This window comes from Rhodococcus sp. 05-2255-3B1, from assembly GCF_002258545.1.
In the GTDB taxonomy this organism is placed as follows: domain Bacteria; phylum Actinomycetota; class Actinomycetes; order Mycobacteriales; family Mycobacteriaceae; genus Rhodococcoides.
Genome location: NZ_NOZC01000027.1, coordinates 20144 through 42992, shown reverse-complemented (window position 1 = coordinate 42992; position 22849 = coordinate 20144). Strand labels below are relative to the sequence as shown.

The 22849-nt window shown below is 64.8% G+C and carries 26 protein-coding genes, 4 tRNA genes, 1 pseudogene and 1 riboswitch; of the genes and pseudogenes, 20 read left to right on the top strand and 11 right to left on the bottom strand.

Annotated features, from left to right (window positions below; translation table 11 throughout):
• The first annotated feature begins 77 nt into the window (after window positions 1-77).
• Together CH249_RS14860 and CH249_RS14855 are read left to right on the top strand one after the other, a co-directional pair.
• Window positions 78-1733 carry a DNA repair helicase XPB gene (locus tag CH249_RS14860; RefSeq protein WP_032396285.1) on the top strand — a complete coding sequence of 552 codons (1656 nt, stop codon included), beginning with the start codon at window positions 78-80 and terminating at the stop codon, window positions 1731-1733.
• Window positions 1734-1772: 39 nt separating this feature from the next.
• Window positions 1773-2441: a DUF3239 domain-containing protein gene (locus tag CH249_RS14855; RefSeq protein WP_032395859.1), complete on the top strand. Its 669-nt coding sequence runs from the start codon at window positions 1773-1775 to the stop codon at window positions 2439-2441.
• 19 nt (window positions 2442-2460) lie between these two features.
• On the opposite strand, the gene CH249_RS14850 is transcribed toward CH249_RS14855, so the two are convergent.
• Window positions 2461-3447: an LLM class F420-dependent oxidoreductase gene (locus tag CH249_RS14850; protein WP_094683161.1), complete on the bottom strand. Its 987-nt coding sequence runs from the start codon at window positions 3445-3447 to the stop codon at window positions 2461-2463.
• A gap of 62 nt (window positions 3448-3509) precedes the next feature.
• On the opposite strand from CH249_RS14850, the gene CH249_RS14845 reads away from it, so the two are divergent.
• Together CH249_RS14845 and CH249_RS14840 are read left to right on the top strand one after the other, a co-directional pair.
• Entirely contained in the window at window positions 3510-4682 is a 1173-nt protein-coding gene (locus CH249_RS14845; protein ID WP_094683319.1) for a pyridoxal phosphate-dependent aminotransferase, read from the top strand.
• Window positions 4679-5704, top strand: a complete 1026-nt coding sequence (locus CH249_RS14840) for an AraC family transcriptional regulator (protein ID WP_094699004.1) — start codon at window positions 4679-4681, stop codon at window positions 5702-5704. The genes CH249_RS14845 and CH249_RS14840 overlap by 4 nt, the downstream gene beginning before the upstream one ends.
• Here the strand turns inward: CH249_RS14840 and CH249_RS14835 are convergent.
• The gene (locus CH249_RS14835) at window positions 5697-6122 is read right to left on the bottom strand and encodes a VOC family protein (RefSeq protein ID WP_094683318.1); all 426 of its coding nucleotides are present in this window, start codon (window positions 6120-6122) and stop codon (window positions 5697-5699) included. The two genes, CH249_RS14840 and CH249_RS14835, sit on opposite strands and share 8 nt — an antisense overlap.
• Window positions 6123-6180: 58 nt before the next feature.
• Between CH249_RS14835 and CH249_RS14830 the strand changes: the two genes are divergently transcribed.
• Complete coding sequence (locus CH249_RS14830) at window positions 6181-6801, top strand: alpha-ketoglutarate-dependent dioxygenase AlkB (protein WP_094683160.1); 621 nt, start codon at window positions 6181-6183, stop codon at window positions 6799-6801.
• Between the two features lie 13 nt (window positions 6802-6814).
• On the opposite strand, the gene CH249_RS14825 is transcribed toward CH249_RS14830, so the two are convergent.
• Window positions 6815-7906, bottom strand: coding sequence for a 3-deoxy-7-phosphoheptulonate synthase (locus CH249_RS14825; protein ID WP_094645833.1), 1092 nt, complete (start codon window positions 7904-7906; stop codon window positions 6815-6817).
• Between the two features lie 249 nt (window positions 7907-8155).
• Window positions 8156-8354: riboswitch (cobalamin riboswitch) on the top strand.
• 129 nt (window positions 8355-8483) lie between these two features.
• On the opposite strand from CH249_RS14825, the gene metE reads away from it, so the two are divergent.
• From metE to CH249_RS14795, 6 genes are all read left to right on the top strand, one after another.
• Complete coding sequence (metE, locus tag CH249_RS14820) at window positions 8484-10739, top strand: 5-methyltetrahydropteroyltriglutamate--homocysteine S-methyltransferase (protein ID WP_094683159.1); 2256 nt, start codon at window positions 8484-8486, stop codon at window positions 10737-10739.
• Window positions 10740-10845: 106 nt separating this feature from the next.
• Window positions 10846-11889 carry an iron-siderophore ABC transporter substrate-binding protein gene (locus CH249_RS14815; RefSeq protein ID WP_094683317.1) on the top strand — a complete coding sequence of 348 codons (1044 nt, stop codon included), beginning with the start codon at window positions 10846-10848 and terminating at the stop codon, window positions 11887-11889.
• Between the two features lie 97 nt (window positions 11890-11986).
• Window positions 11987-12445: a MarR family winged helix-turn-helix transcriptional regulator gene (locus CH249_RS14810; protein WP_032395865.1), complete on the top strand. Its 459-nt coding sequence runs from the start codon at window positions 11987-11989 to the stop codon at window positions 12443-12445.
• Window positions 12442-12867 (top strand): organic hydroperoxide resistance protein, encoded by a 426-nt coding sequence (locus tag CH249_RS14805; RefSeq protein ID WP_027495882.1) that lies wholly within the window; start codon window positions 12442-12444, stop codon window positions 12865-12867. The genes CH249_RS14810 and CH249_RS14805 overlap by 4 nt, the downstream gene beginning before the upstream one ends.
• 10 nt (window positions 12868-12877) lie before the next feature.
• Complete coding sequence (locus tag CH249_RS14800; protein ID WP_094631136.1) at window positions 12878-13873, top strand: NADP-dependent oxidoreductase; 996 nt, start codon at window positions 12878-12880, stop codon at window positions 13871-13873.
• A 90-nt stretch (window positions 13874-13963) separates the two neighbouring features.
• Window positions 13964-14881 (top strand): pseudouridine synthase, encoded by a 918-nt coding sequence (locus CH249_RS14795; protein ID WP_094658435.1) that lies wholly within the window; start codon window positions 13964-13966, stop codon window positions 14879-14881.
• On the opposite strand, the gene CH249_RS14790 is transcribed toward CH249_RS14795, so the two are convergent.
• Window positions 14808-15926, bottom strand: coding sequence for a hypothetical protein (locus CH249_RS14790; protein ID WP_094683158.1), 1119 nt, complete (start codon window positions 15924-15926; stop codon window positions 14808-14810). The genes CH249_RS14795 and CH249_RS14790 overlap by 74 nt on opposite strands.
• A gap of 111 nt (window positions 15927-16037) precedes the next feature.
• Between CH249_RS14790 and CH249_RS14785 the strand changes: the two genes are divergently transcribed.
• On the top strand, window positions 16038-16622 hold the full coding sequence (locus CH249_RS14785; RefSeq protein ID WP_094631133.1) for a helix-turn-helix domain-containing protein: 585 nt from the start codon (window positions 16038-16040) through the stop codon (window positions 16620-16622).
• A gap of 91 nt (window positions 16623-16713) precedes the next feature.
• A complete protein-coding gene (locus CH249_RS14780) occupies window positions 16714-17013 on the top strand; it encodes an ANTAR domain-containing protein (protein ID WP_141214673.1) in 300 nt (99 codons plus the stop codon).
• Between the two features lie 21 nt (window positions 17014-17034).
• On the opposite strand, the gene CH249_RS28215 is transcribed toward CH249_RS14780, so the two are convergent.
• The 6 genes from CH249_RS28215 to CH249_RS14750 form a co-directional block, all read right to left on the bottom strand.
• Window positions 17035-17337, bottom strand: coding sequence for a hypothetical protein (locus tag CH249_RS28215; RefSeq protein ID WP_032395870.1), 303 nt, complete (start codon window positions 17335-17337; stop codon window positions 17035-17037).
• 83 nt (window positions 17338-17420) lie between these two features.
• The gene (locus tag CH249_RS14770; RefSeq protein ID WP_094683157.1) at window positions 17421-17990 is read right to left on the bottom strand and encodes a DUF6584 family protein; all 570 of its coding nucleotides are present in this window, start codon (window positions 17988-17990) and stop codon (window positions 17421-17423) included.
• Between the two features lie 84 nt (window positions 17991-18074).
• Window positions 18075-18151, bottom strand: a tRNA-Phe gene (locus CH249_RS14765).
• Window positions 18152-18207: 56 nt separating this feature from the next.
• Window positions 18208-18281: transfer RNA gene (locus CH249_RS14760), tRNA-Asp, on the bottom strand.
• 124 nt (window positions 18282-18405) lie between these two features.
• Window positions 18406-18478 (bottom strand) — tRNA-Glu (locus CH249_RS14755).
• Between the two features lie 79 nt (window positions 18479-18557).
• Window positions 18558-19226, bottom strand: a complete 669-nt coding sequence (locus tag CH249_RS14750) for a TetR/AcrR family transcriptional regulator (RefSeq protein WP_094612304.1) — start codon at window positions 19224-19226, stop codon at window positions 18558-18560.
• A gap of 665 nt (window positions 19227-19891) precedes the next feature.
• On the opposite strand from CH249_RS14750, the gene CH249_RS14745 reads away from it, so the two are divergent.
• Both CH249_RS14745 and CH249_RS14740 read left to right on the top strand, forming a co-directional pair.
• Window positions 19892-21145 (top strand): lipase family protein, encoded by a 1254-nt coding sequence (locus CH249_RS14745; protein WP_094683156.1) that lies wholly within the window; start codon window positions 19892-19894, stop codon window positions 21143-21145.
• Between the two features lie 68 nt (window positions 21146-21213).
• Window positions 21214-21289: transfer RNA gene (locus CH249_RS14740), tRNA-Lys, on the top strand.
• A gap of 29 nt (window positions 21290-21318) precedes the next feature.
• Here CH249_RS14740 and CH249_RS14735 read toward each other — a convergent pair.
• Window positions 21319-21540: pseudogene (locus CH249_RS14735) on the bottom strand (helix-turn-helix domain-containing protein); the annotation flags it as partial.
• An 85-nt stretch (window positions 21541-21625) separates the two neighbouring features.
• On the opposite strand from CH249_RS14735, the gene CH249_RS14730 reads away from it, so the two are divergent.
• The 5 genes from CH249_RS14730 to CH249_RS27965 are packed head-to-tail and all read left to right on the top strand — an operon-like array spanning window position 21626 to window position 22710.
• The gene (locus tag CH249_RS14730; protein WP_094699002.1) at window positions 21626-21823 is read left to right on the top strand and encodes a helix-turn-helix domain-containing protein; all 198 of its coding nucleotides are present in this window, start codon (window positions 21626-21628) and stop codon (window positions 21821-21823) included.
• Entirely contained in the window at window positions 21820-22080 is a 261-nt protein-coding gene (locus tag CH249_RS14725) for a hypothetical protein (RefSeq protein ID WP_094699000.1), read from the top strand. Before CH249_RS14730 ends, CH249_RS14725 begins: the two co-directional genes overlap by 4 nt.
• Entirely contained in the window at window positions 22080-22250 is a 171-nt protein-coding gene (locus CH249_RS27970) for a hypothetical protein (RefSeq protein ID WP_179273259.1), read from the top strand. The genes CH249_RS14725 and CH249_RS27970 overlap by 1 nt, the downstream gene beginning before the upstream one ends.
• Complete coding sequence (locus CH249_RS14720; RefSeq protein WP_094698998.1) at window positions 22247-22555, top strand: hypothetical protein; 309 nt, start codon at window positions 22247-22249, stop codon at window positions 22553-22555. Before CH249_RS27970 ends, CH249_RS14720 begins: the two co-directional genes overlap by 4 nt.
• Window positions 22552-22710: a hypothetical protein gene (locus CH249_RS27965; protein ID WP_179273258.1), complete on the top strand. Its 159-nt coding sequence runs from the start codon at window positions 22552-22554 to the stop codon at window positions 22708-22710. Before CH249_RS14720 ends, CH249_RS27965 begins: the two co-directional genes overlap by 4 nt.
• Window positions 22711-22849: the final 139 nt, after the last annotated feature.

Sequence of the window (22849 nt, the reverse complement as noted above, 5' to 3'; positions counted from 1 at the left end):
GTGCACGCGCGCCCCTACCTGTGGACAATGGAGAAGTTGCGCTCTTTCGGGCGCAGCAGATGTCTCTAGGAGGAACCGTGACCGACGGCCCGCTGATCGTCCAGTCCGACAAAACGCTGTTGCTCGAGGTCGATCACGAACTCGCGGGCGCAGCGCGGGCGGCCATCGCACCGTTCGCGGAGCTCGAACGTGCCCCCGAGCACGTGCACACCTATCGCATCACCCCGCTGGCCCTGTGGAACGCCCGTGCCGCGGGCCACGACGCCGAGCAGGTGGTCGACGCGCTGGTGAACTTCTCGCGTTACGCGGTGCCGCAACCGCTGCTGGTCGACATCGTCGACACCATGGCGCGCTACGGCCGGTTGCAGTTGGTCAAGAGCCCGATACACGGTCTGGTCCTGATCAGTCTGGACCGCGCCGTGCTCACAGAGGTGATGCGGCACAAGAAGATTGCACCCATGCTCGGCGCGATGGTCGACGAGGACACGGTGATCGTGCATCCGTCCGAACGCGGCCACGTCAAGCAGATGCTGCTCAAGATCGGCTGGCCTGCCGAGGACCTCGCCGGCTACGTCGACGGCGAAGCTCACCCCATCGAGCTCGACACCGAGGGCGGCAACTGGACGTTGCGCGACTACCAGGAGATGGCGGCCGATTCGTTCTGGGCCGGTGGCTCGGGAGTGGTGGTACTGCCCTGTGGTGCCGGCAAGACGATGGTCGGCGCAGCCGCGATGGCCCGAGCGAAGGCGACCACGCTGATTCTGGTCACCAACACCGTCGCCGGTCGGCAGTGGAAGCGCGAACTCATCGCACGCACCTCGCTCACCGAGGACGAGATCGGCGAGTATTCGGGAGAGCGCAAGGAAATTCGCCCTGTGACAATCGCCACGTATCAGGTGATCACGCGTCGCACCAAGGGTGAGTACAAGCACCTGGAGCTCTTCGATTCCCGCGACTGGGGATTGGTGATCTACGACGAGGTGCACCTGCTCCCCGCGCCGGTGTTCCGCATGACCGCCGATCTGCAGTCCCGTCGACGCCTCGGCCTCACCGCGACCCTCGTCCGCGAGGACGGCCGCGAGGGCGACGTCTTCTCGCTGATCGGACCCAAGCGGTACGACGCTCCGTGGAAGGACATCGAGGCACAGGGCTGGATCGCGCCTGCCGAGTGCATCGAGGTTCGCGTCACCCTCACCGATGCCGAGCGCATGTCCTATGCCGTCGCCGAGCCCGAGGAGCGCTACAAGCTGTGCTCGACGGCGCACACCAAGATCGCCGTCGTGAAGTCGATCCTCGCCAAACATCAGGACGCTCCGACGTTGGTCATCGGCGCGTATCTCGATCAGTTGAACGAGCTCGGTGAGGCGCTGAACGCTCCGGTCATTCAGGGCTCGACCAAGAACAAGGAGCGTGAGGTGCTGTTCGACGCGTTCCGCAAGGGCGAGATCCAGACGCTCGTGGTGAGCAAGGTGGCGAACTTCTCGATCGACCTTCCGGAAGCCTCTGTGGCAGTTCAGGTTTCGGGAACGTTCGGCTCCAGGCAAGAAGAGGCGCAGCGCCTCGGCCGACTGCTCCGGCCGAAGCACGACGGCGGTCAGGCGCATTTCTACTCGGTGGTCTCCCGCGACACCCTCGACGCCGAGTACGCAGCCCACCGTCAGCGTTTCCTCGCCGAACAGGGCTACGCCTACCGCATCACCGACGCGGACGATCTGCTCGGTCCGGCGATCTGAGACGTCGGGTCCACTCGGGACCGTGCTAGGAATACCTCTGTGCGCAAGTTCGAGTTCCCTGTAGACGTAGCCCACGCGAAGTCGGTCAACGAGACGTTCACCGAGCTTCGTCGGCTGCGTTCCTCCGCAGCGCTGACCGCCGTGTTCCTCATCGCGCTCGGGGCCTGGTTCATCTGGATCGCCGCTCCGTGGTCGTACATCCTCGGCGCGGTGTTCCTGATCGGTGCGGCCACCTCGCTCTGGGTGATGCTGTGGGCACCCCGAAAGATGGGTTCCATCGAATCGCAATATGCTGCAGGCGATCTGGTGCCGGCGATGGTGGCCGAGAAGCTACCGAGTGGAGCGATACTGCTGGCTCTGATCGACATCGCGAAGCCGGAGGTGGACGAGCCGCACTACGTGTTGATCACCCGCGTCGTGCGCACGCTTCCCGGCCACGCCGTCGAGCGGGGCGCTCAGGTACCTGCGGTGTCGGTTCTCGCGGACCGTGGCCGCAACACCGGTGGGCGAACGTGGCAGTTGGCCACGGCGATGCCCATCGCATGGGGAACCACCGATCCGGGGGTCATCGCGCGGGCAGTCGAGGAGATCACCGAGGGCGAGTGGGCGTTGCTGCACGCCAACATCGGCCTGTCGGAGAAGGTCCGCACCGCCAAGAACCAACAGTTGCTCATCGATCCTGCGGATCTTCCCGACGACCTGCGCTGAATCGAACCGCATCCCCGGCCTAGGCCAGGGCGGGGATCACCTCGCGCTCGAAGAGTTCGATACCGGACCGGTCGTACGCCGCTTCGGGGAAGTAGAAGATGCCGTACGTCATCCCTTGTTCCTGGAGCGCCGTCAGATTCTCGACGATCTGCTCAGGAGTTCCCACTGCGGGCATCCCGCGGTACGCGTCGAGGGCACTGTGCGCCTTCTCGGCACCCACGTACTCGGTCAGGCGGCTTTCGAGGGCGCACAGTCGGTCTTCCACCTCGGCCTCGGTTGCACCGATGGCGACGTTGTAGTTCGCCGAGCGGACGATGGCGTCGAAATCGGTACCCACGGTTGCACAATGTTCACGCAACAGAGCGGATTTGGTGGCGAAACCGGTGGGGGTTCCGTCGAAGTTGGTGTAGTCGGCGTACTTCGCGGCGATCTTCAGGGTGACCTTCTCGCCGCCACCCGCGATCCACAGCGGGATGCCGCCCTCCTGCAACGGCAGGGGTCGCACCACTGCACCGTCGATCTCGTAGTACTTTCCGTCGAGGAACACCTCGCCGGCCGTCCATGCCTGCTTGAAGATCTGCACGCCCTCGTCGAGCCTGCCCAATCGTTCTCCGGCAGAGGGAAATCCGTAGCCGTAGGCTCGGAACTCGTGCTCGTGCCAGCCGCCGCCGATGCCCATCTCGACGCGGCCGCCCGACACGATGTCCACGGTGGCAGCAACTTTGGCCAGGTAGGCCGGGTTGCGGTACGCCATCGCCGTGCACATCTGCCCGAGCCTGATCCGCGAGGTGGACGCGGCCAACGCGGACATCAGCGACCAGGCCTCGTGCGTGGCCTCGTCGGTCGCGGTGGGAACGGTATGGAAGTGGTCGTAGACCCACAGAGATTCCCACGGACCGGCCTCGGCGGCGAGCGCGTGGTCGCGCATCGCACTCCACTGCCGGGAAGGATCGATACCGACGAGATCGAGACGCCACCCCTGTGGCACGAACAATCCGAATTGCATGACAGGCACAGTACAGACGCAGGGCGAACGACCGGCTGCCGTCTGTGAACTACGCTGCAGGAATGTCCGAGTCGTTCCCCTCGCGCACAGTGGCACGGTTGCGCCCGTTCGCATCGACGATCTTCGCCGAGATGACCGCGCTCGCCGTCCGGAAGAATGCCGTCAACCTCGGGCAGGGCTTCCCCGACACCGACGGCCCACCCGCCATGCTCGAAGCCGCGCGCCAGGCCATCGCCAGTGGCCTCAATCAGTACTCCCCCGGCCCTGGCATGCCGGTGCTGCGCGCTGCCATCGCCGAGGACCGGTCGGCGCGATTCGGTCTGAGCTACGACCCCGATTCGCAGATACTCGTCACCGTCGGTGCCACCGAGGCGATCTCGGCGTCCCTCCTCGGTCTGATCGAGCCGGGCGACGACGTCCTGCTGATCGAGCCGTTCTACGACTCCTATGCCGCCGCCATCGCTCTCGCCGGTGCCACCCGGACCGCCGTGTCGCTGGTCGCCGACGGCAACGGGTGGACCGTCGACACCGACGCCCTCCAACGCGCCATCGGGCCTCGCACGCGCATGCTGATCGTCAATTCCCCGCACAATCCCACCGGCACGGTCTTCGACCGCGACACCATGATCCGCATCGCCGAGATCGCGGTGGCACACGATCTGCTGGTCCTCACCGACGAGGTCTACGAGCATCTCGTCTTCGACGGCCGCGTACACACGCCGATCGCGACACTGCCCGGGATGTTCGAGCGAACCGTCACCGTGTCGAGCGCCGCCAAGACCTTCAACGCCACCGGGTGGAAGACGGGGTGGGCGTTGGGGCCTGCCGAACTGATCGACGCCGTCCGCGCCGCCAAACAGTTCATGAGTTTCGTCGGCGGTACTCCCTTCCAACCGGCCGTGGCCTACGCGCTCGAGCACGAACAGGCCTGGATAGCCACGATGCGCGACGGCCTGCAACGCAAGCGGGACACGCTCTCGGCCGCGCTCGCCGCCGCAGGAGCAGATGTGAAGTACAGCGCGGGAACGTATTTCGTCTGTGCCGACATCGCGGCGATCGGGCGCGGTGACGCCTACGAATTCTGCCGTGCCCTCCCGGACCTGGTCGGCGTGGCGGCGGTTCCGGTGACCGCGTTCGTCGACGAGCCGGGTCCGTGGAAATCATTGGTGCGCTTCGCTTTCTGCAAGCAGGACGAGGTTCTCGCCGACGCAGCCGAGAGGCTACGAAAATTGTGACTGCGCAACCGACGATCCCGGCGTACTTCGTCAGGCAGGCCGTCGACCTCGCGACGAAGAGCGGGGTGGACCTGACCTACCCGCTGTCGATGGCCGGCATCGGTTCCACCATCCTCGACAATCCTGCGGAGCGCCTGACCACCCGGCAGGTCACCGCGTTCACCCAGGCGGTCTGGGCGATGACCGGCGACGAACTGTTCGGCCTCGCCGCAGTTCCGGTGCGACGCGGCAGCTTTCGCGTGGTGTGCCAGACGCTGATACACACCGAGAACCTGTGGGCTGCGCTGGTTCGGATGTCCGAGACCATGCGGGTGCTGATTCCGGTGCGCCCCATGACGATGGACCGAACCGAGGAATCCACGGTGTTGACCGTGCACGTCACCCCCACCACCCACCTGAGCCCGGAGGGAAACGAACTCGCCGAGCGACTGCTGACCGACTTCCTGTTGATTCTGCTGCACCGATTCGCGGCGTGGCTCATCGGCAACCGGGTCAAACTTCTGTCGGTCCAGCTGCCCTACCCGCTGCCGGGACCCGAAGCGGGAAAGATGTACGACGCCATCTTCGGCACTCATGTGGAGTTCGGAACCGATCTGGCCACACTGGAATTCGACAGCGCAGTGATGCGGGCACCGATCGTGCAGACCGAGGCGACGCTGGCGGACTATCTCGCGGAGTCGCCCAATCTACTGTTCTCGTCTCGAGATTACGACAGCACGGCGTCGAGCCAGGTCCGCCGCGCCCTGGAAACCGGTTTCAAAGGTGGAGCACCGGGAACCGACGAGATCGCGGCGATGCTCAACATCAGCCCACCGCACCTGCGACGAATTCTTCGGCAGGAGGGCACCTCCATCAACCAACTGCGCGAAGAAGTACTGCGCGATGCGGCGATCTCCGGGCTCAGTCGCGGCGACGGCGTCGACGACATCTCGACCCGCCTGGGGTTCTCCGAGCCCAGTGCCTTCCGCCGGGCCTTCAAGCGATGGACCGGCCAGACTCCCGGTGCTTACCGGCTCAACTGACGCAGAACTCGTTGCCCTCCGGATCGGTCATGGTGATCCAGACACTGGGGCCTTGGTGTCCTCGATGCAGTACCGATGCACCCCGGGCCTGCAGTTGCGTGACTACCGTCTCGCGCTCGTCGCCGACGCGGATGTCCAGGTGCAACCGGTTCTTCACCGTTTTCGGTTCGGGCACCGATTGGAACAACACCCGCGGACTGCCGGGCGACTCGGGATCCGAGATTCCGGCGCCCGCCCGCCACACCAGAACGCCCTCGAAGACGGTCGTGTCCTCTTCGCGGGCGTGACCCGCGGCGACCATCTCACGGATGAAACTCTCGTTGCTGGGTTCGACCTGCCAGCCCAGTGTCTGCGCCCACCACTTCGCCAGCGCATGGGGGTTCGAGCTGTCGACCACAACCTGAATTCCGTATCCCATGCGGGCACGATACCGCCACTCACTGGTAATGGGAACACCTGTTCGATACAGTCGATCCATGTCGCTCGCGATGCAAGGCTCCCTGTTCGGTGACGACGACGGTGGCGTCGGATCGCTGCAATCCGTCACCCGCCGCGAACTCACGCTCGGGGCGTGGGTGGACGTTCGACCGGGCTGGTTGGCCGGTACCCACCTGTTCGATTCGCTGGTGGACGCCGTCGATTGGCGAGCCGAACGTAGGCAGATGTACGACCGCGTGGTCGACGTGCCGCGCCTGGTTCGGTTCTACGCCGAGCGCGAACGGTGGCCCGACGCAGCCCTGTACGACGCGCGCGATGCGCTCGACGATCACTACCGCACCGAACTCGGTGAATCGTTCGCCACCGCCGGACTGTGCTACTACCGCGACGGATCCGACAGCGTCGCCTGGCACGGCGACAACATCGGTCGCAGCGCCACCGAGGACACCATGGTCGCGATCGTATCGCTGGGTGCCACACGGCAACTCATGCTTCGACCGCGTGGCGGCGGAACGTCGCTGAAGTTCACGCTGGCCCACGGGGACCTGGTGGTGATGGGCGGCTCGTGCCAACGCACCTGGGAGCATGCGATTCCCAAGTCGACCCGCGCGATCGGCCCACGCATCAGCGTGCAGTTCCGACCGCGCGGGGTTCGCTGACGGGCCGGGTTCGTCAACGAGCGGTGATCGAGTTCCGTCGCTCCACCACCGCTGCGGCCAACGTGTCCAATTGCGTTGCCGTCGTGTCCCAATCGAGGCAGGCGTCGGTGATCGACTGTCCGTACACCAGCTCGTCCCGGTGGCCGAGTTCGAGATCCTGACGGCCCGCGACCAGGAAGCTCTCCAGCATCAGTCCGACGATGCCGTGTTCGCCTGCCGCCACCCGAGCGGCCACGTCGGTGACCACGTCGACCTGCTTGTTGTGGTCCTTACGACTGTTGCCGTGGCTGGCGTCGATGACCACCCGCTCCGGCAGACCCGACTTACGCAGTCGCGCAACGGTATCGGCGACCGATTCGGCGTCGTAGTTCGGCCCGTCGACACCGCCGCGCAGGATCACGTGGCAGTCCGGGTTCCCGACGGTGCGAATGAGAGCCGCCTGACCGTCGAGATCGGTGCCGGGGAAGACGTGGCTCGCGGCGGCAGCGCGGGTGCCGTCGACCGCAACCTGGATGTCCCCCTCGGTGGAGTTCTTGATCCCCACCGGCATCGACAACGCGCTGCACAGCTGCCGGTGCACCTGGCTGGCCGCCGTTCGCGCACCGATTGCGCCGTAGCTGACCAGGTCTGCGATGTACTGCGGGGTGATCGGGTCGAGGAACTCGCACCCGACCGGCAGACCGAGCGCGGAAATGTCGAGCAGCAGTTGGCGTCCCACTCGCAGACCGGCGTTGATGTCGAAGCTGCCGTCGAGGTGCGGATCGTTGATCAAACCCTTCCAGCCCAGCGTCGTTCGCGGCTTCTCGAAGTAGACGCGCATGACGATGTGCAGGCGATCGCCCAGTTCGGATGCCTTGGCGGCGAGGCGTCGGGCGTAGTCGAGAGCAGCGGCGGTGTCGTGCACCGAGCACGGGCCGACGACGACGATCAGCCGATCGTCGCGGCCGTCCAGCACGTCGACCACACCGGCGCGGCCGGTACGGACCGTGGCCGAGATCGCGTCGTCGACGGCATGCTCGCGGCGCAGCACCGACGGAGCGATCAACGGACTGATGCTGATGGTCCGCTGATCGTCGAGAGGTGGGGTGTCGAGAGAGAGTGTCATGAGAGGGCGTTCCTGTTCCCAGGCCGGCTCCTCATGCTCCACACGCACTTCGAGCCGGTCTGTATCCGGCTCGTGGGGTGGAAGTTCAGCGCATGGCGTCGCTGGCTGACCCACCCGGGGCCGGCCTGCTAAACCAGAAATACGTGCGCTGCATGAGAGCACCGTAGCAGACGCTTCGTCGATGCATCTATGCTCGTCCCTGCAGTCGGTTCGCCAGGTGGTCATGAGGAGCCCCGAAGTTCACCACGGCGCCGAAGCGATGCGTGCGGTACGGCGCGTCGTGAGAGGGAACCCGGTGAGAATCCGGGACTGTCCCGCAGCGGTATGCAGGAACGACCGCCGTCAACAGCACTGAAGAGGCCTCTTCGGGAAGCGACGGCCAGTAGGAGTGGACTGTTCGTCCACGTGCCCGCGAGTCCGAATACCTGCCGTCTGTGCTGTGCACGCCGTGCGCAGCGGTTCACCGCCTCGTGGAATGGGCGCGTAACCCTGGTACGGCTGCTCGTGGGGCTCTCCGGGATTCGCGCGCCCGAGAAGGCGGTGCGCCATCGATGCAGCAGTCACCTGGAGAACTACCGTGAGTATCGAATTCACCGCCACCGTGCTCGGTTCCGCCCGTATCGGACCGAACCGAGAACTGAAGAAAGCCGTCGAATCCTACTGGGCCGGAACGCTCGACGCAGCCGCACTCGAATCCGTCGCGCGGACGTTGCGCGAGAACACCTGGCGAGAACTCGTCGCTGCCGGACTCGATTCCGTTCCGGTGAACACCTTTTCGTACTACGACCACGTGCTCGACACCGCGGTCATGCTCGGCGCACTACCCGAGCGGGTTCGGAGCATCAACAGCGAGCTGGACCGCTGTTTCGCCGCCGCCCGAGGCAACGAGACCGTCGCACCACTGGAGATGACCAAGTGGTTCGACACCAACTACCACTACCTCGTGCCCGAAATCTCCCCGGCGACAACCTTTTCACTGCATCCCGAGAAGGTGCTCGCCGAGCTCGAAGAAGCTCGCGCGCTCGATGTCCCGGCTCGACCGGTCGTCCTGGGACCGGTGACGTTCCTGTTGCTGTCAAAGGCAGTCGGCAGCAGCGCCCCGCTACTGGACCGCCTCGACGAGATTCTGCCGCTGTACGCGGAGCTGCTGACACACCTCGCCGATGCCGGGGCGAAGTGGGTCCAGCTCGACGAACCTGCGCTCGTGGCCGACCGCACGCAGCACGAGATCGACTGTGCGAAGAAGGCTTACGACTACCTGAGCGCAGTGTCGACGAGGCCTGCCATACTGCTGGCGTCGTACTTCGGTGACCTCGGTGCGGTACTGCCCGTGCTCGCGTCGACCGGTATCGAGGGATTGTCGATCGATCTGACGGTGCCGGGCACCGTCGAGCACGTTGCCGTGATACCTGCGCTCGCGAGCAAGCACATAGTCGCGGGCGTCGTTGACGGGCGCAACATCTGGCGGACGGATCTCGACAAGGCGCTGGCAACGTTGGCGAGCCTGTTGGGTAGTGCCGGCACGCTCGCGGTGTCGAGTTCGTGTTCTCTGCTGCACGTTCCGTACACCCTCGACGGTGAGACCGACATCGTCGATCCGCTCCGATCCTGGCTGGCCTTCGGTACCGAGAAGGTTGCCGAGGTGGCCGTCCTCGCGAGGGCGCTGCGAGAGGGCACCGAATCGGTGTCGTCCGAGCTCGAGCAGGCCCGAGCCGCGCTCGAGACTCGTCGCACCGACCCTCGTCTGCACGACGCGGCCGTTCGGGCACGTCTCGACGCGGGAATCTCCGTCGACCGCACCCCGGCCGAGGAACGCTGCCGGGCTCAGGCTGCGCGACTGGACTTGCCGTCGTTGCCGACGACCACCATCGGTTCGTATCCGCAGACCACGCAGATTCGACTCGCTCGGGCAGCCCTGCGCACCGGTGAGATCGACGACGCCGAATACGTATCCCGGATGCAATCCGAGATCGCCGATGTCGTTGCACTGCAGGAGAAGATCGGCCTCGATGTGCTGGTCCACGGCGAGCCCGAGCGAAACGACATGGTGCAGTACTTCGCCGAGCAGCTCAGTGGCTTCGCGGCCACGTCGAACGGCTGGGTCCAGTCGTACGGATCTCGGTGCGTTCGGCCGCCGATTCTGTACGGCGACGTCTCGCGCCCGAAACCGATGACCGTGCACTGGTCCGAGTACGCGCAGTCGCTCACCGACAAGCCGGTCAAAGGCATGTTGACCGGCCCGGTGACGATTCTGGCGTGGTCGTTCGTCCGAGACGACCTACCGTTGGCCGAATCCGCAGCCCAGATCGCCCTGGCGATTCGCGACGAGACGATCGATCTGGAGGCAGCGGGTATTCGAATCGTCCAGGTGGACGAACCTGCCCTTCGTGAGCTCCTCCCCCTGCGCTCGAAAGACGCAGCGGCGTACCTGGACTGGGCCGTGCGATCGTTCAAGATCTCGACATCCGGCGTGTCCGACCACACGCAGATTCACACGCATCTGTGCTACTCGGAGTTCGGTGAGATTATCGACGCGATCGCCGACCTCGACGCCGACGTGACGTCGATCGAGGCGGCCCGCTCGCACATGGAAGTACTCGACGACCTGAACTCGATCGGATTCGACCTCGGTGTCGGCCCCGGCGTGTACGACATCCATTCACCGCGGGTGCCGAGCGTCGACGAGATCACCGAATCGCTGCGGGCGGCATTGAAAGCAGTTCCTGCCGAACGACTCTGGGTCAACCCCGACTGTGGACTCAAGACCCGCGGCGTGGCGGAGGTCGAGCGGTCGCTGAGAAACATGGTGCAGGCGGCGGCCGCGCTGCGCTGACCCAGGTGAGCGGAACTTCGACCCCTGCTACGAAGTTCCGCTCACCTCGTTCGCCAGGTACAGGCTAGGCTTACCTGCCTACGCCCGATCTGTGAAAGAGAACGAAGTGAAACGTCTACTCCTGGCCACCACGATCGCCGCGGTCACCGCACTGACCACTGTCGCCTGCGGCGGCACCGCCGAGCAGACGGCCACTCCCTCCACCGCGTCGACGTCGGTCACAGCCGATGCGGCCACCGACGCCCCCGGCCCGACCGGCATCCCCGACGGCATGGGTTCCGGTGCCGCGGACGGCGTGTTCCCCCGCACGGTCGGCCACTTCGGAGGCTCGACCGAAATCCCCGCCGAACCGAAGAAGATCGTCGTGATCGCCACCGGCCAGCTCGACGCAGCTCTCACCCTGGGCGTCGTACCCACCGGAGTCGCCTACGGGGACGGCGCCGCACTGGTCCCGGACTACATCAGCTTCTCGTTCCCGCAGTACGCGGATCGCATGTCGCAGTTCGTCGATGTCGGCAACCGACAGGAGGTCGACATCGAGGCCATCGCCGCCATCGAACCCGACCTCATCCTGGCGAACAAGACCGGCTCCGAGGACATCTACCCGACGCTCTCGACCATCGCGCCGACCGTGCTCACCGAAGGTACTGGAGTGAACTGGAAGCAGGACTTCCTCCTTCTCGCCGACGCGTTGGGCCGAACCGAGCAGGCGCAGACCTTCATCGACACCTTCGCCTCCGACGCTGCGGCACTGGGTGATTCGTTTGCCGACACCGGCGCACCCACGGTCTCGTTCGTCCGCTTCACCGCGGATCGAGCGCGAGTGTTCGGCGTCCCGTCGTTTGCCGGTTACATCGCCTGGGATGCCGGTCTGGCGCGCCCGGAAAGCCAGCAGTTCGACAAGACCTCGCAGGATTTCAGCGAGGAGGAAATTCAGCTCGCGAACGCGGACTGGGTGTTCGTATCGAGCCAGGACGCCGGAGCCGATTCCAGCGCCGCGTCGTACACAACCAACCCGCTGTGGACCGGAATGAGCGCGGCAACCGGGAACCACATCGTGCGGGTCGACGACGACCCGTGGTACCTCAATGCCGGCCCGACGGCGGCAACGATCGTGCTCGACGGCCTGAAGAGCGCCCTGCAGAGCTGACCCCCATGTGCACGGGACTTCGTAGCCCACTACGAAGTTCCATGCACATCGAGCAGGTAGGTTGCGCACAACTTAACCGTGCACTACTGTTCTTGACGTGACCAACGAACTCGCACTCGACCGTCAGGTGTGCTTCGCGCTGTACTCCGCATCGCGGGCTACCACCGCGGTGTATCGCCCGATGCTCGACGAGCTCGGCGTCACGTATCCGCAGTACCTCGTACTGCTGGTGCTGTGGGAACGGGACGGGCGCGGCGTCAAGGACATCTGCGCCGAACTCGATCTCGACACCGGCACGCTGTCGCCGATGCTCAAGCGCCTCGAAGGCCTCGGTTTCATCGAGCGCCGACGCCTGAGCACCGACGAACGTCGGGTCGAGATCCACCTCACCGAGACCGGAAGTGCCATGCGCGCAAAGGCACTCGACATTCCACGAAAGCTGGCCGAGAAGACCGGCATGAACGTCGACGATCTCGTCAAACTCAAGGAGTCGCTCGACGCATTGACGAGCGCTCTGCATCACACCGATTCCGGCACGACAGAAGGAGCATCATGAAGACGATCTACACCGCCGAGGCACTGGCCACCGGTGAAGGCCGAAACGGCCACGCCCGCACTTCCGACGGACGGCTCGATCTCGACCTCGCCATCCCGGAGGCCATGGGCGGCAGCGGCAACGGCACCAACCCCGAGCAGCTCTTCGCCGCCGGCTACGCCGCATGCTTCCACTCCGCACTGCAGATGGTCGCTCGTCAGGACAAGGCCGACGTCACCGATTCGGCCGTCGGCGCTCGTGTCGACATCGGCCCCAACGACGCGGGCGGCTTCCAGCTCGCCGTCACCCTCGAGGTGACCCTGCCCAATTTGAGCCGCGAGAACGCCCAGGCCCTGGCCGACAAGGCCCACCAGGTGTGCCCGTACTCCAACGCCACCCGCGGCAACATCGACGTCACCGTCACAGTCACCGAAGACGAGTAGAGGAAATCCCTTGAAGGCACACGAAATTCACCTCGCGTCCCGCCCAGAAGGCTGGCCGACGGAAGACAACTTTCGCGCGGAGGTCGTCGACCTTCCCGAACTCGCCGACGGGCAGATCCTCGTCCGCAACATCGTGATGTCGGTCGATCCGTACATGCGTGGGCGGATGAACGATGTGAAGTCGTACGTCCCGCCGTTCCAGCTCGACGCCCCACTCGACGGCGGTGCCGTCGGCGAGATCATCGAATCCAAGGCCGAGGGTTTCGCTGTCGGCGACGCCGTTCTGCACGGTAAGGGCTGGCGCGATGTCGCCGTCGTCCCCGCCAAGGGCGCAAGCAAGGTCGATCTCTCGGCCGCGAAGGCGTCCGCATACCTCAGCGCGCTCGGAATGACCGGCACGACGGCGTACGCAGGCCTGACCGAAGTCGCTTCGTTCAAGGAGGGCGACGTCGTCTTCGTCTCCGGCGCTGCAGGCGCAGTCGGTTCGCTCGTCGGACAGATCGCCAAGGCCCTCGGCGCATCTCGGGTCATCGGCAGTGCCGGCTCCCCCGCGAAGGTGGCTCGCCTGCTCGAGCTCGGCTTCGACGCGGCGTTCGATTACCACGACGGCCCGGTTGCCGAGCAGTTGCGACAGGCAGCACCGGACGGCATCGACGTGTACTTCGACAACGTCGGCGGCGAGCACCTCGAGGCCGCCATCGGTTCGATGAACAAGTACGGCCGAATTGCCATGTGCGGAGCCATCGCTCAGTACAACTCGACCGAACCGACCCCGGCACCGCGCAACCTTGCCCTCGCCATCGGCAAGGAACTGACGCTCAAGGGCTTCATCGTCGGCTCCTACGCGCACGTGACCGAAGAGTTCCGCTCGAAGATGACCGAGTGGCTGGGCAGCGGCGCAGTCGAATTCGACGAGACGGTCGTCGACGGTCTGAACAACGCCCCCTCGGCGTTCATCGGCCTGATGAAGGGCGAGAACACCGGCAAGATGGTTGTCACCATCTAGGTAGAACCCGAACGGTGTCACCGCAGACCACACCCCGGCCGGAATTTCCGGCCGGGGTGTTTCCATGCCCAGACCGATTACAGTCGGTGCATGCCCGCCGCTCCCCTCCCGTTGCGCGACGGCCTCGATCCCACTCGGGTGCGGATGCCGGAGGTCGCGACCGGAGCGACGGTGCTCGAGTACCTGCGCGCCCGGTTCCCGCAGGACGCCGCCCGACTGACCGAGAAAGTTGCGAGCGGCGAGATCGTCGACGCAGCAGGCGTACCCGTCGATTCGACGACCGTCGCGAGACCGCGGGCGGACATCTACCTCTACCGCGACCCGCCGGTGGAGCCGACGGTACCGTTCTCACTCGACGTCCTCCATCGCGACGAGAACTTGCTCGTCGTCGACAAGCCGCATTTTCTGGCCACCACTCCGCGCGGCGCATACATCGCTCGCTCGGCCCTCGTTCTGCTCCGCCGCCGATTCGACCTGCCCGAGCTCAGCCCGGCGCACCGTCTGGACAGGCTCACCGCAGGGGTTCTGGTGTTCACCGTGCGACAGCAGGCCCGCCGGCCGTACCAGGAGTTGTTCGCTCAACGCACCATCACCAAGCAGTACGAGGCGATTGCCCCACGCTCCCGGGACATCGACTTCCCGCTGACGGTACGCAGCCGAATCATCAAGGAGCGCGGCGTTCTTCAGGCCCGAGAAGTACCGGGCGAGCCCAACGCGGAAACACTCGTCGAGCTCGTCGACACGTTCGGAGCCCACGGCCTGTATCGATTGCGTCCGCGAACCGGGAAGACGCATCAACTTCGAGTTCATCTGTGCTCGTTGGGCATTCCGATCGTCGGCGACAATTTCTATCCCTCGTTCCGTGAGGTCGCCGACGACGACTACTCAGATCCGCTTCGCTTACTGGCGCGTTCGATCGAATTCGTCGATCCGCTCAGCGGCCTGATTCGACGGTTCGAGAGCAATCGGAGTCTCGATCCGCCTGCGTCGCAGCAGCTTCCGACGTGAGCTCGGCGGTACGGACGGTGATTCGATGCGAGATGACCGCGAGCGCGAACAGTCCCACCGCCACATTCCCCAGCGCGGCGAAACCCTCCTGAGCGAAGTCCACGAGGGCGTTGAGAAGAGTGAAGATCAACGCGGACACCCGGAGGGTTCGCAGCGGCCAGAGCGGTCCCCGAGCACGCAAGCACAGCATCGCAGGCAGCGCCGTGACGAAGGTGAGGCAGGCACTGACGAACAGGATCCCGCTGGCGATTCCCATTCTGTCGACGTCGATCGTCAGGTCGCGTCGATCGATGTGCAGGTCCCCGATGACGAGCTCGACGATCCCGAACACCACACCCGCCCCGGAGAGCAGAACCAACCCCCACCCGACGACGGGAATCCACCGGGCGCTGGTGAAGAACGCGGGAATCAGCCGGGGAACGACATTTTTCAGCGAGTGGGTCCGCGACGTCGACTGTCGAGCGCGGCCGAGCAACAGTCGGATCCCGGCCACGGTGTCCGCGTCGGCACCCTCGGCCTCGGCCCGCGCGACCATGCGTAGCGCCCAGTCGCGTCGATGCTCGGGTAGGCCGTGCGCGACGCCGTCGGCTGCGATCGCAGCCGCGTTGGCCAGCGATTCGTCGACCGAGGGCCGGCGGAACTCCCGAACGATCCTGCTGAACACCAACAGCAGCACCACCAGGACGTACATGATCTCCGACGAGGGTCCGTAGAAGTAGTCGTTGTCCTTGGTGACGAATTTGCCGACTTCGTCGAGAAAGAGCCCGAATCCGATTCCGCCGAGCACCACCGTGAACACTCGAACGCCGAACCCGATGAACATCCACCCGATCAGCAACGCGAGCATCATCGCAGCGCCGCCGTACAGGGCGTGAGCGATGTGCAACGATTTGCCCCCGACCTGGGGATAGTCGGTCAACTCCAGGTAAGCCCTTGTGATCAGAATGGTCACGATGGCGACGACCATGAACGCCTCGGATGCACTGCTTCCGTAGGCATCGCGGATCATGCCACTGCGGTACGTGGTCCCCGGACGACCGGTCATCGATCGAGTATGTGCCGCCTGCCGTCGCCCGCGGGCCGTTTTCGCGGGCCGTTTTCGCGCCTCGATGTTTCCTGGGTTGACAAACCTCGTTGCCGAACCTGCAATGGTGTCATGGAAGATTCGATCTCTGGCCTGGACGAGGTCATCGCGGGCCTCGGTCCCCGCCTCAAGCGCATCAGGATGGAGAAGAACACCACCCTGGCATCGCTGTCGGACACCACGGGAATTTCGATCAGCACACTGTCGCGACTCGAGTCCGGTGACCGCAAGCCCAGCCTCGAATTGCTGTGGCCCATCGCTCGTGCCCATCAGATGAAACTCGACGATCTGGTGACCGCTCCGCCCGTGGCGGACCCTCGGGTGCGCACCACGGCCACCGTTCGCGAACACGTGACCATCCTGCCGCTGACGCTGCGTCCCGGCGGCCTTCAGGCGTACAAGCTCCTGGTCCGCCCGGAAGGCTCGGAGCCGCGTCCGCGGACACACGAGGGGTACGAGTGGTTGTACGTCCTCGACGGCACCCTGCGGCTGATTCTCGGCGAGCACGATCTGACGATGAAGGCAGGCGAGGCAGCCGAATTCGACACCCGTGTGCCGCACTGGTTCGGTGCCGTCGGAAACCGACCGGTGGAGCTTCTGAGCCTGTTCGGACCCCAGGGCGAGCGGATGCACGTGCGGGCGAAACCGACGGTATGAAATGTCACGTCCGTGTGAGACAGTGAAGCCGCTCGACGCCAGGATCCACTTCGGTCATCCGCACCGACCACACACCATCTCGAGGAAAAAGATGACCGACAGACTGCCCGAATCGCCTGCGTCCCGCACTCACGTGGACATCGCAACCGGAGTGCTCATCGGGATCCACGGTGGATCCGTTGCCGACGCCATCGACGAGCTGTTCACGACCGCGAGACATCACCGGGTCAGTCTGTTCGAGCTCTCTCGCACGCTCATCACCGTCGCGGAAGGCCGCGACATCGAGCGATCCTCCGCCACCGACGCGGTGTACGAGGTCTGGGGATCGGCACTAGGCCGTCGAGGCGCAGAGACGACCTTCGGCCTGGTCACCGATTCGGCTGCCCTCTGATCGAACGAGCGCTCCGGAGAGCTAGCCGCGAACGGATGGGTCGCTGCGCAGCTCCGGAAAGCGTGCCGTCATCGCGTCGATGTGTCGGTACATCTCGTAGAGCTCGGTTCGGAGCGTCGACGCTTCGGACTCGAACGCTCGGGCCCGTGATTCGGCGCGATCCGCGCGAGCTCGAAATGCCTTGGACTGCGCGAGTTCGATGGATGCCGAGCACGTCTCGATATGTTCGGCCAGCCCTCTCGCGAACACCCTCGCCTGCTCGAGGTTGACGGCATAGTTGTCGTCTCGCGGAGCCGGTGACGCCGCACCGTTCGCTGTGCCCATGGAAACTCGTCACCCTCGATCGTCGGCGGAAATTCTTTCGCGACTCTACGCTCGGTGCCGCACGCTTCGTCCGTGAACCGGCGTCACCCGAAGACGAGTGCCAGCACCACCGATGCCGAGGTGGCAGCGATCGCGATGACGATGGTCGCCGCGATCGCCCGCTGCCGCACCGTTCGGTAACTCGACCCTGCGCGGTCGTACTCCGAGTCGTCCTGATCGCCGTCCCGGCCGTAGAAGTCGTCCGAGTTCAGCCCGTCCTCGTCGAAATACACGACGTCTCGTGGCGGCACCCAGTGCTGACCGTTGGCTTCGATCGCGGCACCCAGCCGCTCCAGCCGTATCCGAGCGCGGGTGGGATACCAATCGGAGGGCGCGTGGATGGGCAGGGCCCGCGCCATCATCAGAGGCGACCGGTACTGCTTCTCCAGGGCGGCGAACGCTGCGGACGCCGTCGGATCGTCGTCGGACTTGTCGGTGAGGAACCAGACGGCTCCGGCCGCCGCACGATCGCCGAGTACCAGATACGTGTACGCGAGCAATTCGAGAATGCCGGGCGACGTCGGGTTCCGGACCAGTGCGACGAGAAGCCGATCTCGAGCGGCGATACTGTCTCCGCGCGCCAGATCCTCCTGCGCTCGATCGATCACGTCCACGCGTCGACAATAACTCCTGGGAACGAAAAAGCCCCTGCCGGACGACCGGAAGGGGCTTTCATCGTGCTTGTCGATCCAACACCGTGGTGGCCAGGGCCGGGATCGAACCGGCGACCTTCCGCTTTTCAGGCGGACGCTCGTACCAACTGAGCTACCTGGCCGGGCGGCACCGGTGAAACAATGCCATCGCAATGTCGGTACCTTCGTACCGACGTTGCGACCCTGACGGGACTCGAACCCGCGACCTCCGCCGTGACAGGGCGGCGCGCTAACCAACTGCGCCACAGGGCCTTGCTGTTGTTGCCGCGCTATTTCTAGCGCACCAACTCTCCGAACTGCAAATCCGCATCACGCGGGAAGCGAGACGAAGAATGCTGTACTGCCGACCGGATTGTCAATCCGATCTCTTCCTACGTACCCCCTACGGGATTCGAACCCGCGCTACCGCCTTGAAAGGGCGGCGTCCTAGGCCGCTAGACGAAGGGGGCCCGCCGAACTGCTTTGACGTTACCCTCAACGGCGTTCCGTTGGGAGCTGGGATAGCTTAGGACACTTTCGCTGCAAATCTCAAACCGGCAGGTCAGAGGTGGTTTTCGCGCAGTTTTCGCCGTAGTGCTCCCACCCGTGCAGTTTGAACTCGGCGAGCCAACGCTCGGACGCCATGGCGAGCAGTACGACCTCGACGGATTCCTCGAACCGCTCGCGCAGATCTGCGTTGTCGGCAACCAGATCCGACATGTACCGCTGACCGGCCATCGACGCGGCAAGCACCCGCACGAACTTGGCTGCGTCGAACTCCGGCTTGAGGTCGCCCATCGCGAGAGCGCGCTCGGCTTGCTTGTGGCCTTGAGCTCCCCAGACGCGACCGCCCCCGGAGTGCACCTCCGCGTAGAACTCCGGCTCGACTATCAACCGGAACTCGGCGCGCACGATCACGTCGTTCTGGAAGTTCTGCGCGATGTCGTCCACGATCCCGCGGATGACGTAGAACGGGTGTGCGGTGGTGTCGGCCCACTTCTCCGTGATGGCGACGTACCGATCCAGACCGGCCCCGAGCACGGCTCGGGCCAGATCTTCCTTCGACTGGAAATGGAAATACATCGCACCCTTGGTGGCGTTGGAGCCCTCCAAGATGGTGTTGACGGATGCCGCTGCGTATCCACGCTTGGCGAATTCCGCCGCCGCCGCCTCCACGATGGCAGCCCGGGTCCGCCGTGCGCGCTCTTGTTGTGCCATTTATTCCGTGCCTCCGAGCCCCAAGCGCCCTGCGTATCCGCAGGTAGTACATATAGAGAGTACTTCACCCGAACGACACGTGAGTCGACTCACCTACGGTTCGCTTCGCCACACACATCCGTCGGAAAAATCGGTTAGGCGTCCGAAACAAGCCGGATGGTATGATCTGCGCGGCTCGAGTGCACTGCAGGGGGTGCGCACTCGAGCCGCTTTCCACTCGGTCCACCGCTGTCGCCGACGCGGCCTTGTTCGGACCGCCCCCCTTACCGACTCCGTGCCGACTTGCGGCTCGACCGATTCGCCAGCGGCAGCGACCGAGGTACAGCCGAGTTCCGTGAAACGAACGATCGACGTATCGTTCACGTCGCTCAGAGCACACCACGCACTTTCGGTTGAAAACCGAATTACATTTCACGGTAACGGATCTCGGACCAGAACTGATTCACGTTGCTCGTTAGCATTTCAAATCTAGTGATCGGCAATCGAATACGCCGAAACCGCTGTCGACCCTCGGTCAAATCCATTGCCCGGTAGTCGATACGAGAAAGACCGGTCGGTAACGTTTTCGATACGTTCCCGGACTCGCACCGAACTCGCACCTGCACTGAATTACTGTGACATGCACCACATGGAGTAGTTCGGCCGATCGGAAACGAGTGCATGCCATGAAAGTGTCGATTCGCGTATTTCGTTCCATCACAACGTCGTTCGCGGTGGTCGTACTCGCTCTGTCGACGACCGGCACGGCGCCTGCAGACCCCCTTGGCAACTTCGTGGCCCCCGTCGCCGACCCGGCTCTCTATCTACCCACCCCACTGGGTGAGCCCTGGTTCGATCCCCCTGCAGGCTACGAACAACAACCTCCCGGGACCGTACTCGCAACCAGACAAGTGACCGTCGGACCGTTGTTCACGCCGGTCACCTCGACTCAGATCCTGTTCCGCACCAACGATTCCAAGGACCGTCCCGTCGCTGCGGCCACCACCGTGATCGTGCCGGTCGCACCGTGGACCGGAGCCGGGAGCCGACCCGTCGTGGCATACAACATGGCCATCAATTCACTCGGCAACACCTGTGCGCCGTCGTGGCTGCTTCCTCGCGGCCTCGCCCGAGAGATACCGGCCGTTCAGGCGTTTCTGGCCAAGAACTACGCCGTCGTCGTCACCGATCACGAGGGGCCACGGCAGGCCTACGCCGCCGGACGCATGGCCGCACACGCGGTGCTCGACGCCCTCCGAGCCATGGTTCGACTGCCCGAGCTCGGCGTGCCTGCGTCTTCTCCCATCGCCATGACGGGGTACTCGGGTGGGGCGATCGCCACAGGATGGGCGGCACAATTGGCCCCCACGTACGCGCCCGATGTGAATCTGGTGGGCGCGGCGTTCGGTGGTCCCCCGACCGATTACCGGATTCTGCTGACGTCGATGAACGGCACGGCCGCATCGACGCTCTTCCTGTCGGCGGCGCTCGGGGTGGCACGGGAGTACCCCGAGATGTTCTCGCTGATGAACGCCGACGGACTGCGTCTGGCCACGATCGCCAAGGACATGTGCGTCGGTCTGCTCGCCCCCGGTGGCGTGGTGGCTCCGATCCCGGCACAGGCGCTCTCGAACGTTCCGAATGTCGATCGCACCGAGATCGCCGAGAGCATCATCGCCGCGACACGTCTCGGCGGCGATCTCGCGCCCACCATCCCCGCCATGATCTATCAGGGCAAGCAGGAGTTCTGGATTCCTCGACAGGGAGCCGAGACCCTCTACGACGAGTGGTGCGCCCAGGGTGCGAACGTCAGACTCGAGGAATATCTCGGCGAACACCTGATCGTCGCCCTCAGCGGCATTCCCGGCGCGTACGCCTGGATCGACGACCGGCTGGCAGGCATTCCGGTGCCGAGCGGATGCAGCAGCTTCGGGCGCTGACCCGTCGGAACCCACTGCCGGGGGTACTGCCCGTTGGCGCTACGCGGCCCATTACACTTTCGAGCCGCGCCCCTATAGCTCAGTTGGTAGAGCTACGGACTTTTAATCCGCAGGTCGTAGGTTCGAGTCCTACTGGGGGCACCACCAGGGCCTGGCTGGTCATCACCGATCAGCCAGTCCACGTCTACGCCGGTAGCCATCGCCCACGCCATCAGAGTTGCGCGCTTCGGCTCCCGAGATCCCTGCTCGACCCTCTGGACGGTCGACAGGCCTACGCCCAGCTCGTCTGCGAGCTGCTTCTGATTAAGCCCACGCAACTCGCGTGCACGTCGTGCTCGGTAAGGCAGCGGGAAGTCCGGTATCACCCCGCGAAACGGAACCACTGATTCGGTCATAGCGGTGAGATTACCTCATCAAGGCAACTACATCAATATGTGACCAGGCTTGCCATTTGGAATTAATTACTTCATTCTGAACCGCATGAATCCCAAGGACGTTATTCCGTCCCTGTGCAGTGTCACCGAGGCAGCCGAGATTCTGGGGCTCCCGCTCTCCACAGCACAGCGATGGGCGCGCAATGGTCGGCTCCCTATCGTCGGCAAGCTCCAGGGCCAGACGGGCTCGTACGTGTGCGATCGCGATGAGGTCGAAGCGATGAAGTCGGCGGTGTCGCAATGAGCGAGACGATCATCGGTGGACCGCACGATGGTGCTGCGTTCTGGCGGAAGTACGAGTTCACGATCACCGATTCAGGTATCGGCCTCAGCGCCGACGTGCCGGATGGGTCCGACGACCAGACCACGGGCTGGACGTTCGCTCGTGACGCTGCGATGGCTGTCGCGCTGATCATGGACAGTGCCGGCAAGCCCGAGCTGTGCCGGCAAGCGAAGGCGCTTGTCGAGGCCATTCATGCCGACTCCGAGGTTGTTCGGTGATGGCCGGCCGGTATGTGACGCCGACCGCTCGCCCCCAGTGGCCCACCGGGACACAGTTGCGTGAGTTGGGACGCAAGCTGTTTTTCTGGTGGCTGTTGCCGTCGTGTGGCGTCGCGTGCATCCTGCTCGCTCTACTGGCCGGCTATGTCCTGGCGGGTGGTCAGGGGTGAGCGAGATCGTGCCGGCCGATGAGATCGAGCAGATTGTCGGCGCGCCCCGTGCCCGCAATCTGCATCTCGGTCGGGCTGTGTCGGCAGACCAGCGCGTCTACATTCTGCATTCCCAGCGGTGCATCGAAAGCGGCGTCGATATACGCACGTGCCCATTCTCGGTGGCGATGGACAACGGTATCGACGTTGACTCCTGGTGGCTCGGCTGCGAGGACGTAGCTGTCGTTCTCGGGGTCCGTGGCCCGCACCTGGTCCCGATGCGCAAGGCCACCGATCAGCCCCGCTTTCCCGGCGGCGTGCTGTGACGCCGGATCGGTGGGGCTACAAGCTGATGGGCTTCCCCGAGTTCGGCACTGACTTTCATCTGGTCGGCTCGCTGGTGGACGCCGTCACGGTCGTCGCGAATTTCGGGGATATGCCCACCCTGCCCGTCGTCGCGCACGAGGACGAGTTCCTGTGAGCGCTGTGTGATGGGCGACGTCGTGCGTGGCCCGTGGAAACCGATACCGGGCCGTGTCGATGCCTCGCAGGTGCGTTGGCGTCGCGGCCGGCCGATCGACCCGCACGCCGCTCGTGAGCATTGCGCTGAGTGTGCCCGC

Bases quoted from the DNA above. Each gene is read 5' to 3' on its own strand.
- CH249_RS14805 (WP_027495882.1), top strand. From the start codon at position 12,442: ATGAAGACGATCTACACCGCCGAGGCACTGGCCACCGGTGAAGGCCGA.
- CH249_RS14730 (WP_094699002.1), top strand. From the start codon at position 21,626: ATGAATCCCAAGGACGTTATTCCGTCCCTGTGCAGTGTCACCGAGGCA.
- CH249_RS14845 (WP_094683319.1), top strand. From the start codon at position 3,510: ATGTCCGAGTCGTTCCCCTCGCGCACAGTGGCACGGTTGCGCCCGTTC.
- CH249_RS14785 (WP_094631133.1), top strand. From the start codon at position 16,038: ATGGAAGATTCGATCTCTGGCCTGGACGAGGTCATCGCGGGCCTCGGT.
- CH249_RS14825 (WP_094645833.1), bottom strand. From the start codon at position 7,906: ATGACACTCTCTCTCGACACCCCACCTCTCGACGATCAGCGGACCATC.
- CH249_RS14790 (WP_094683158.1), bottom strand. From the start codon at position 15,926: ATGACCGGTCGTCCGGGGACCACGTACCGCAGTGGCATGATCCGCGAT.
- CH249_RS14850 (WP_094683161.1), bottom strand. From the start codon at position 3,447: ATGCAATTCGGATTGTTCGTGCCACAGGGGTGGCGTCTCGATCTCGTC.
- CH249_RS14795 (WP_094658435.1), top strand. From the start codon at position 13,964: ATGCCCGCCGCTCCCCTCCCGTTGCGCGACGGCCTCGATCCCACTCGG.
- CH249_RS14750 (WP_094612304.1), bottom strand. From the start codon at position 19,226: ATGGCACAACAAGAGCGCGCACGGCGGACCCGGGCTGCCATCGTGGAG.
- CH249_RS14780 (WP_141214673.1), top strand. From the start codon at position 16,714: ATGACCGACAGACTGCCCGAATCGCCTGCGTCCCGCACTCACGTGGAC.
- CH249_RS14830 (WP_094683160.1), top strand. From the start codon at position 6,181: ATGTCGCTCGCGATGCAAGGCTCCCTGTTCGGTGACGACGACGGTGGC.
- CH249_RS14725 (WP_094699000.1), top strand. From the start codon at position 21,820: ATGAGCGAGACGATCATCGGTGGACCGCACGATGGTGCTGCGTTCTGG.
- CH249_RS28215 (WP_032395870.1), bottom strand. From the start codon at position 17,337: ATGGGCACAGCGAACGGTGCGGCGTCACCGGCTCCGCGAGACGACAAC.
- CH249_RS27970 (WP_179273259.1), top strand. From the start codon at position 22,080: ATGGCCGGCCGGTATGTGACGCCGACCGCTCGCCCCCAGTGGCCCACC.
- CH249_RS14745 (WP_094683156.1), top strand. From the start codon at position 19,892: ATGAAAGTGTCGATTCGCGTATTTCGTTCCATCACAACGTCGTTCGCG.
- CH249_RS14835 (WP_094683318.1), bottom strand. From the start codon at position 6,122: ATGGGATACGGAATTCAGGTTGTGGTCGACAGCTCGAACCCCCATGCG.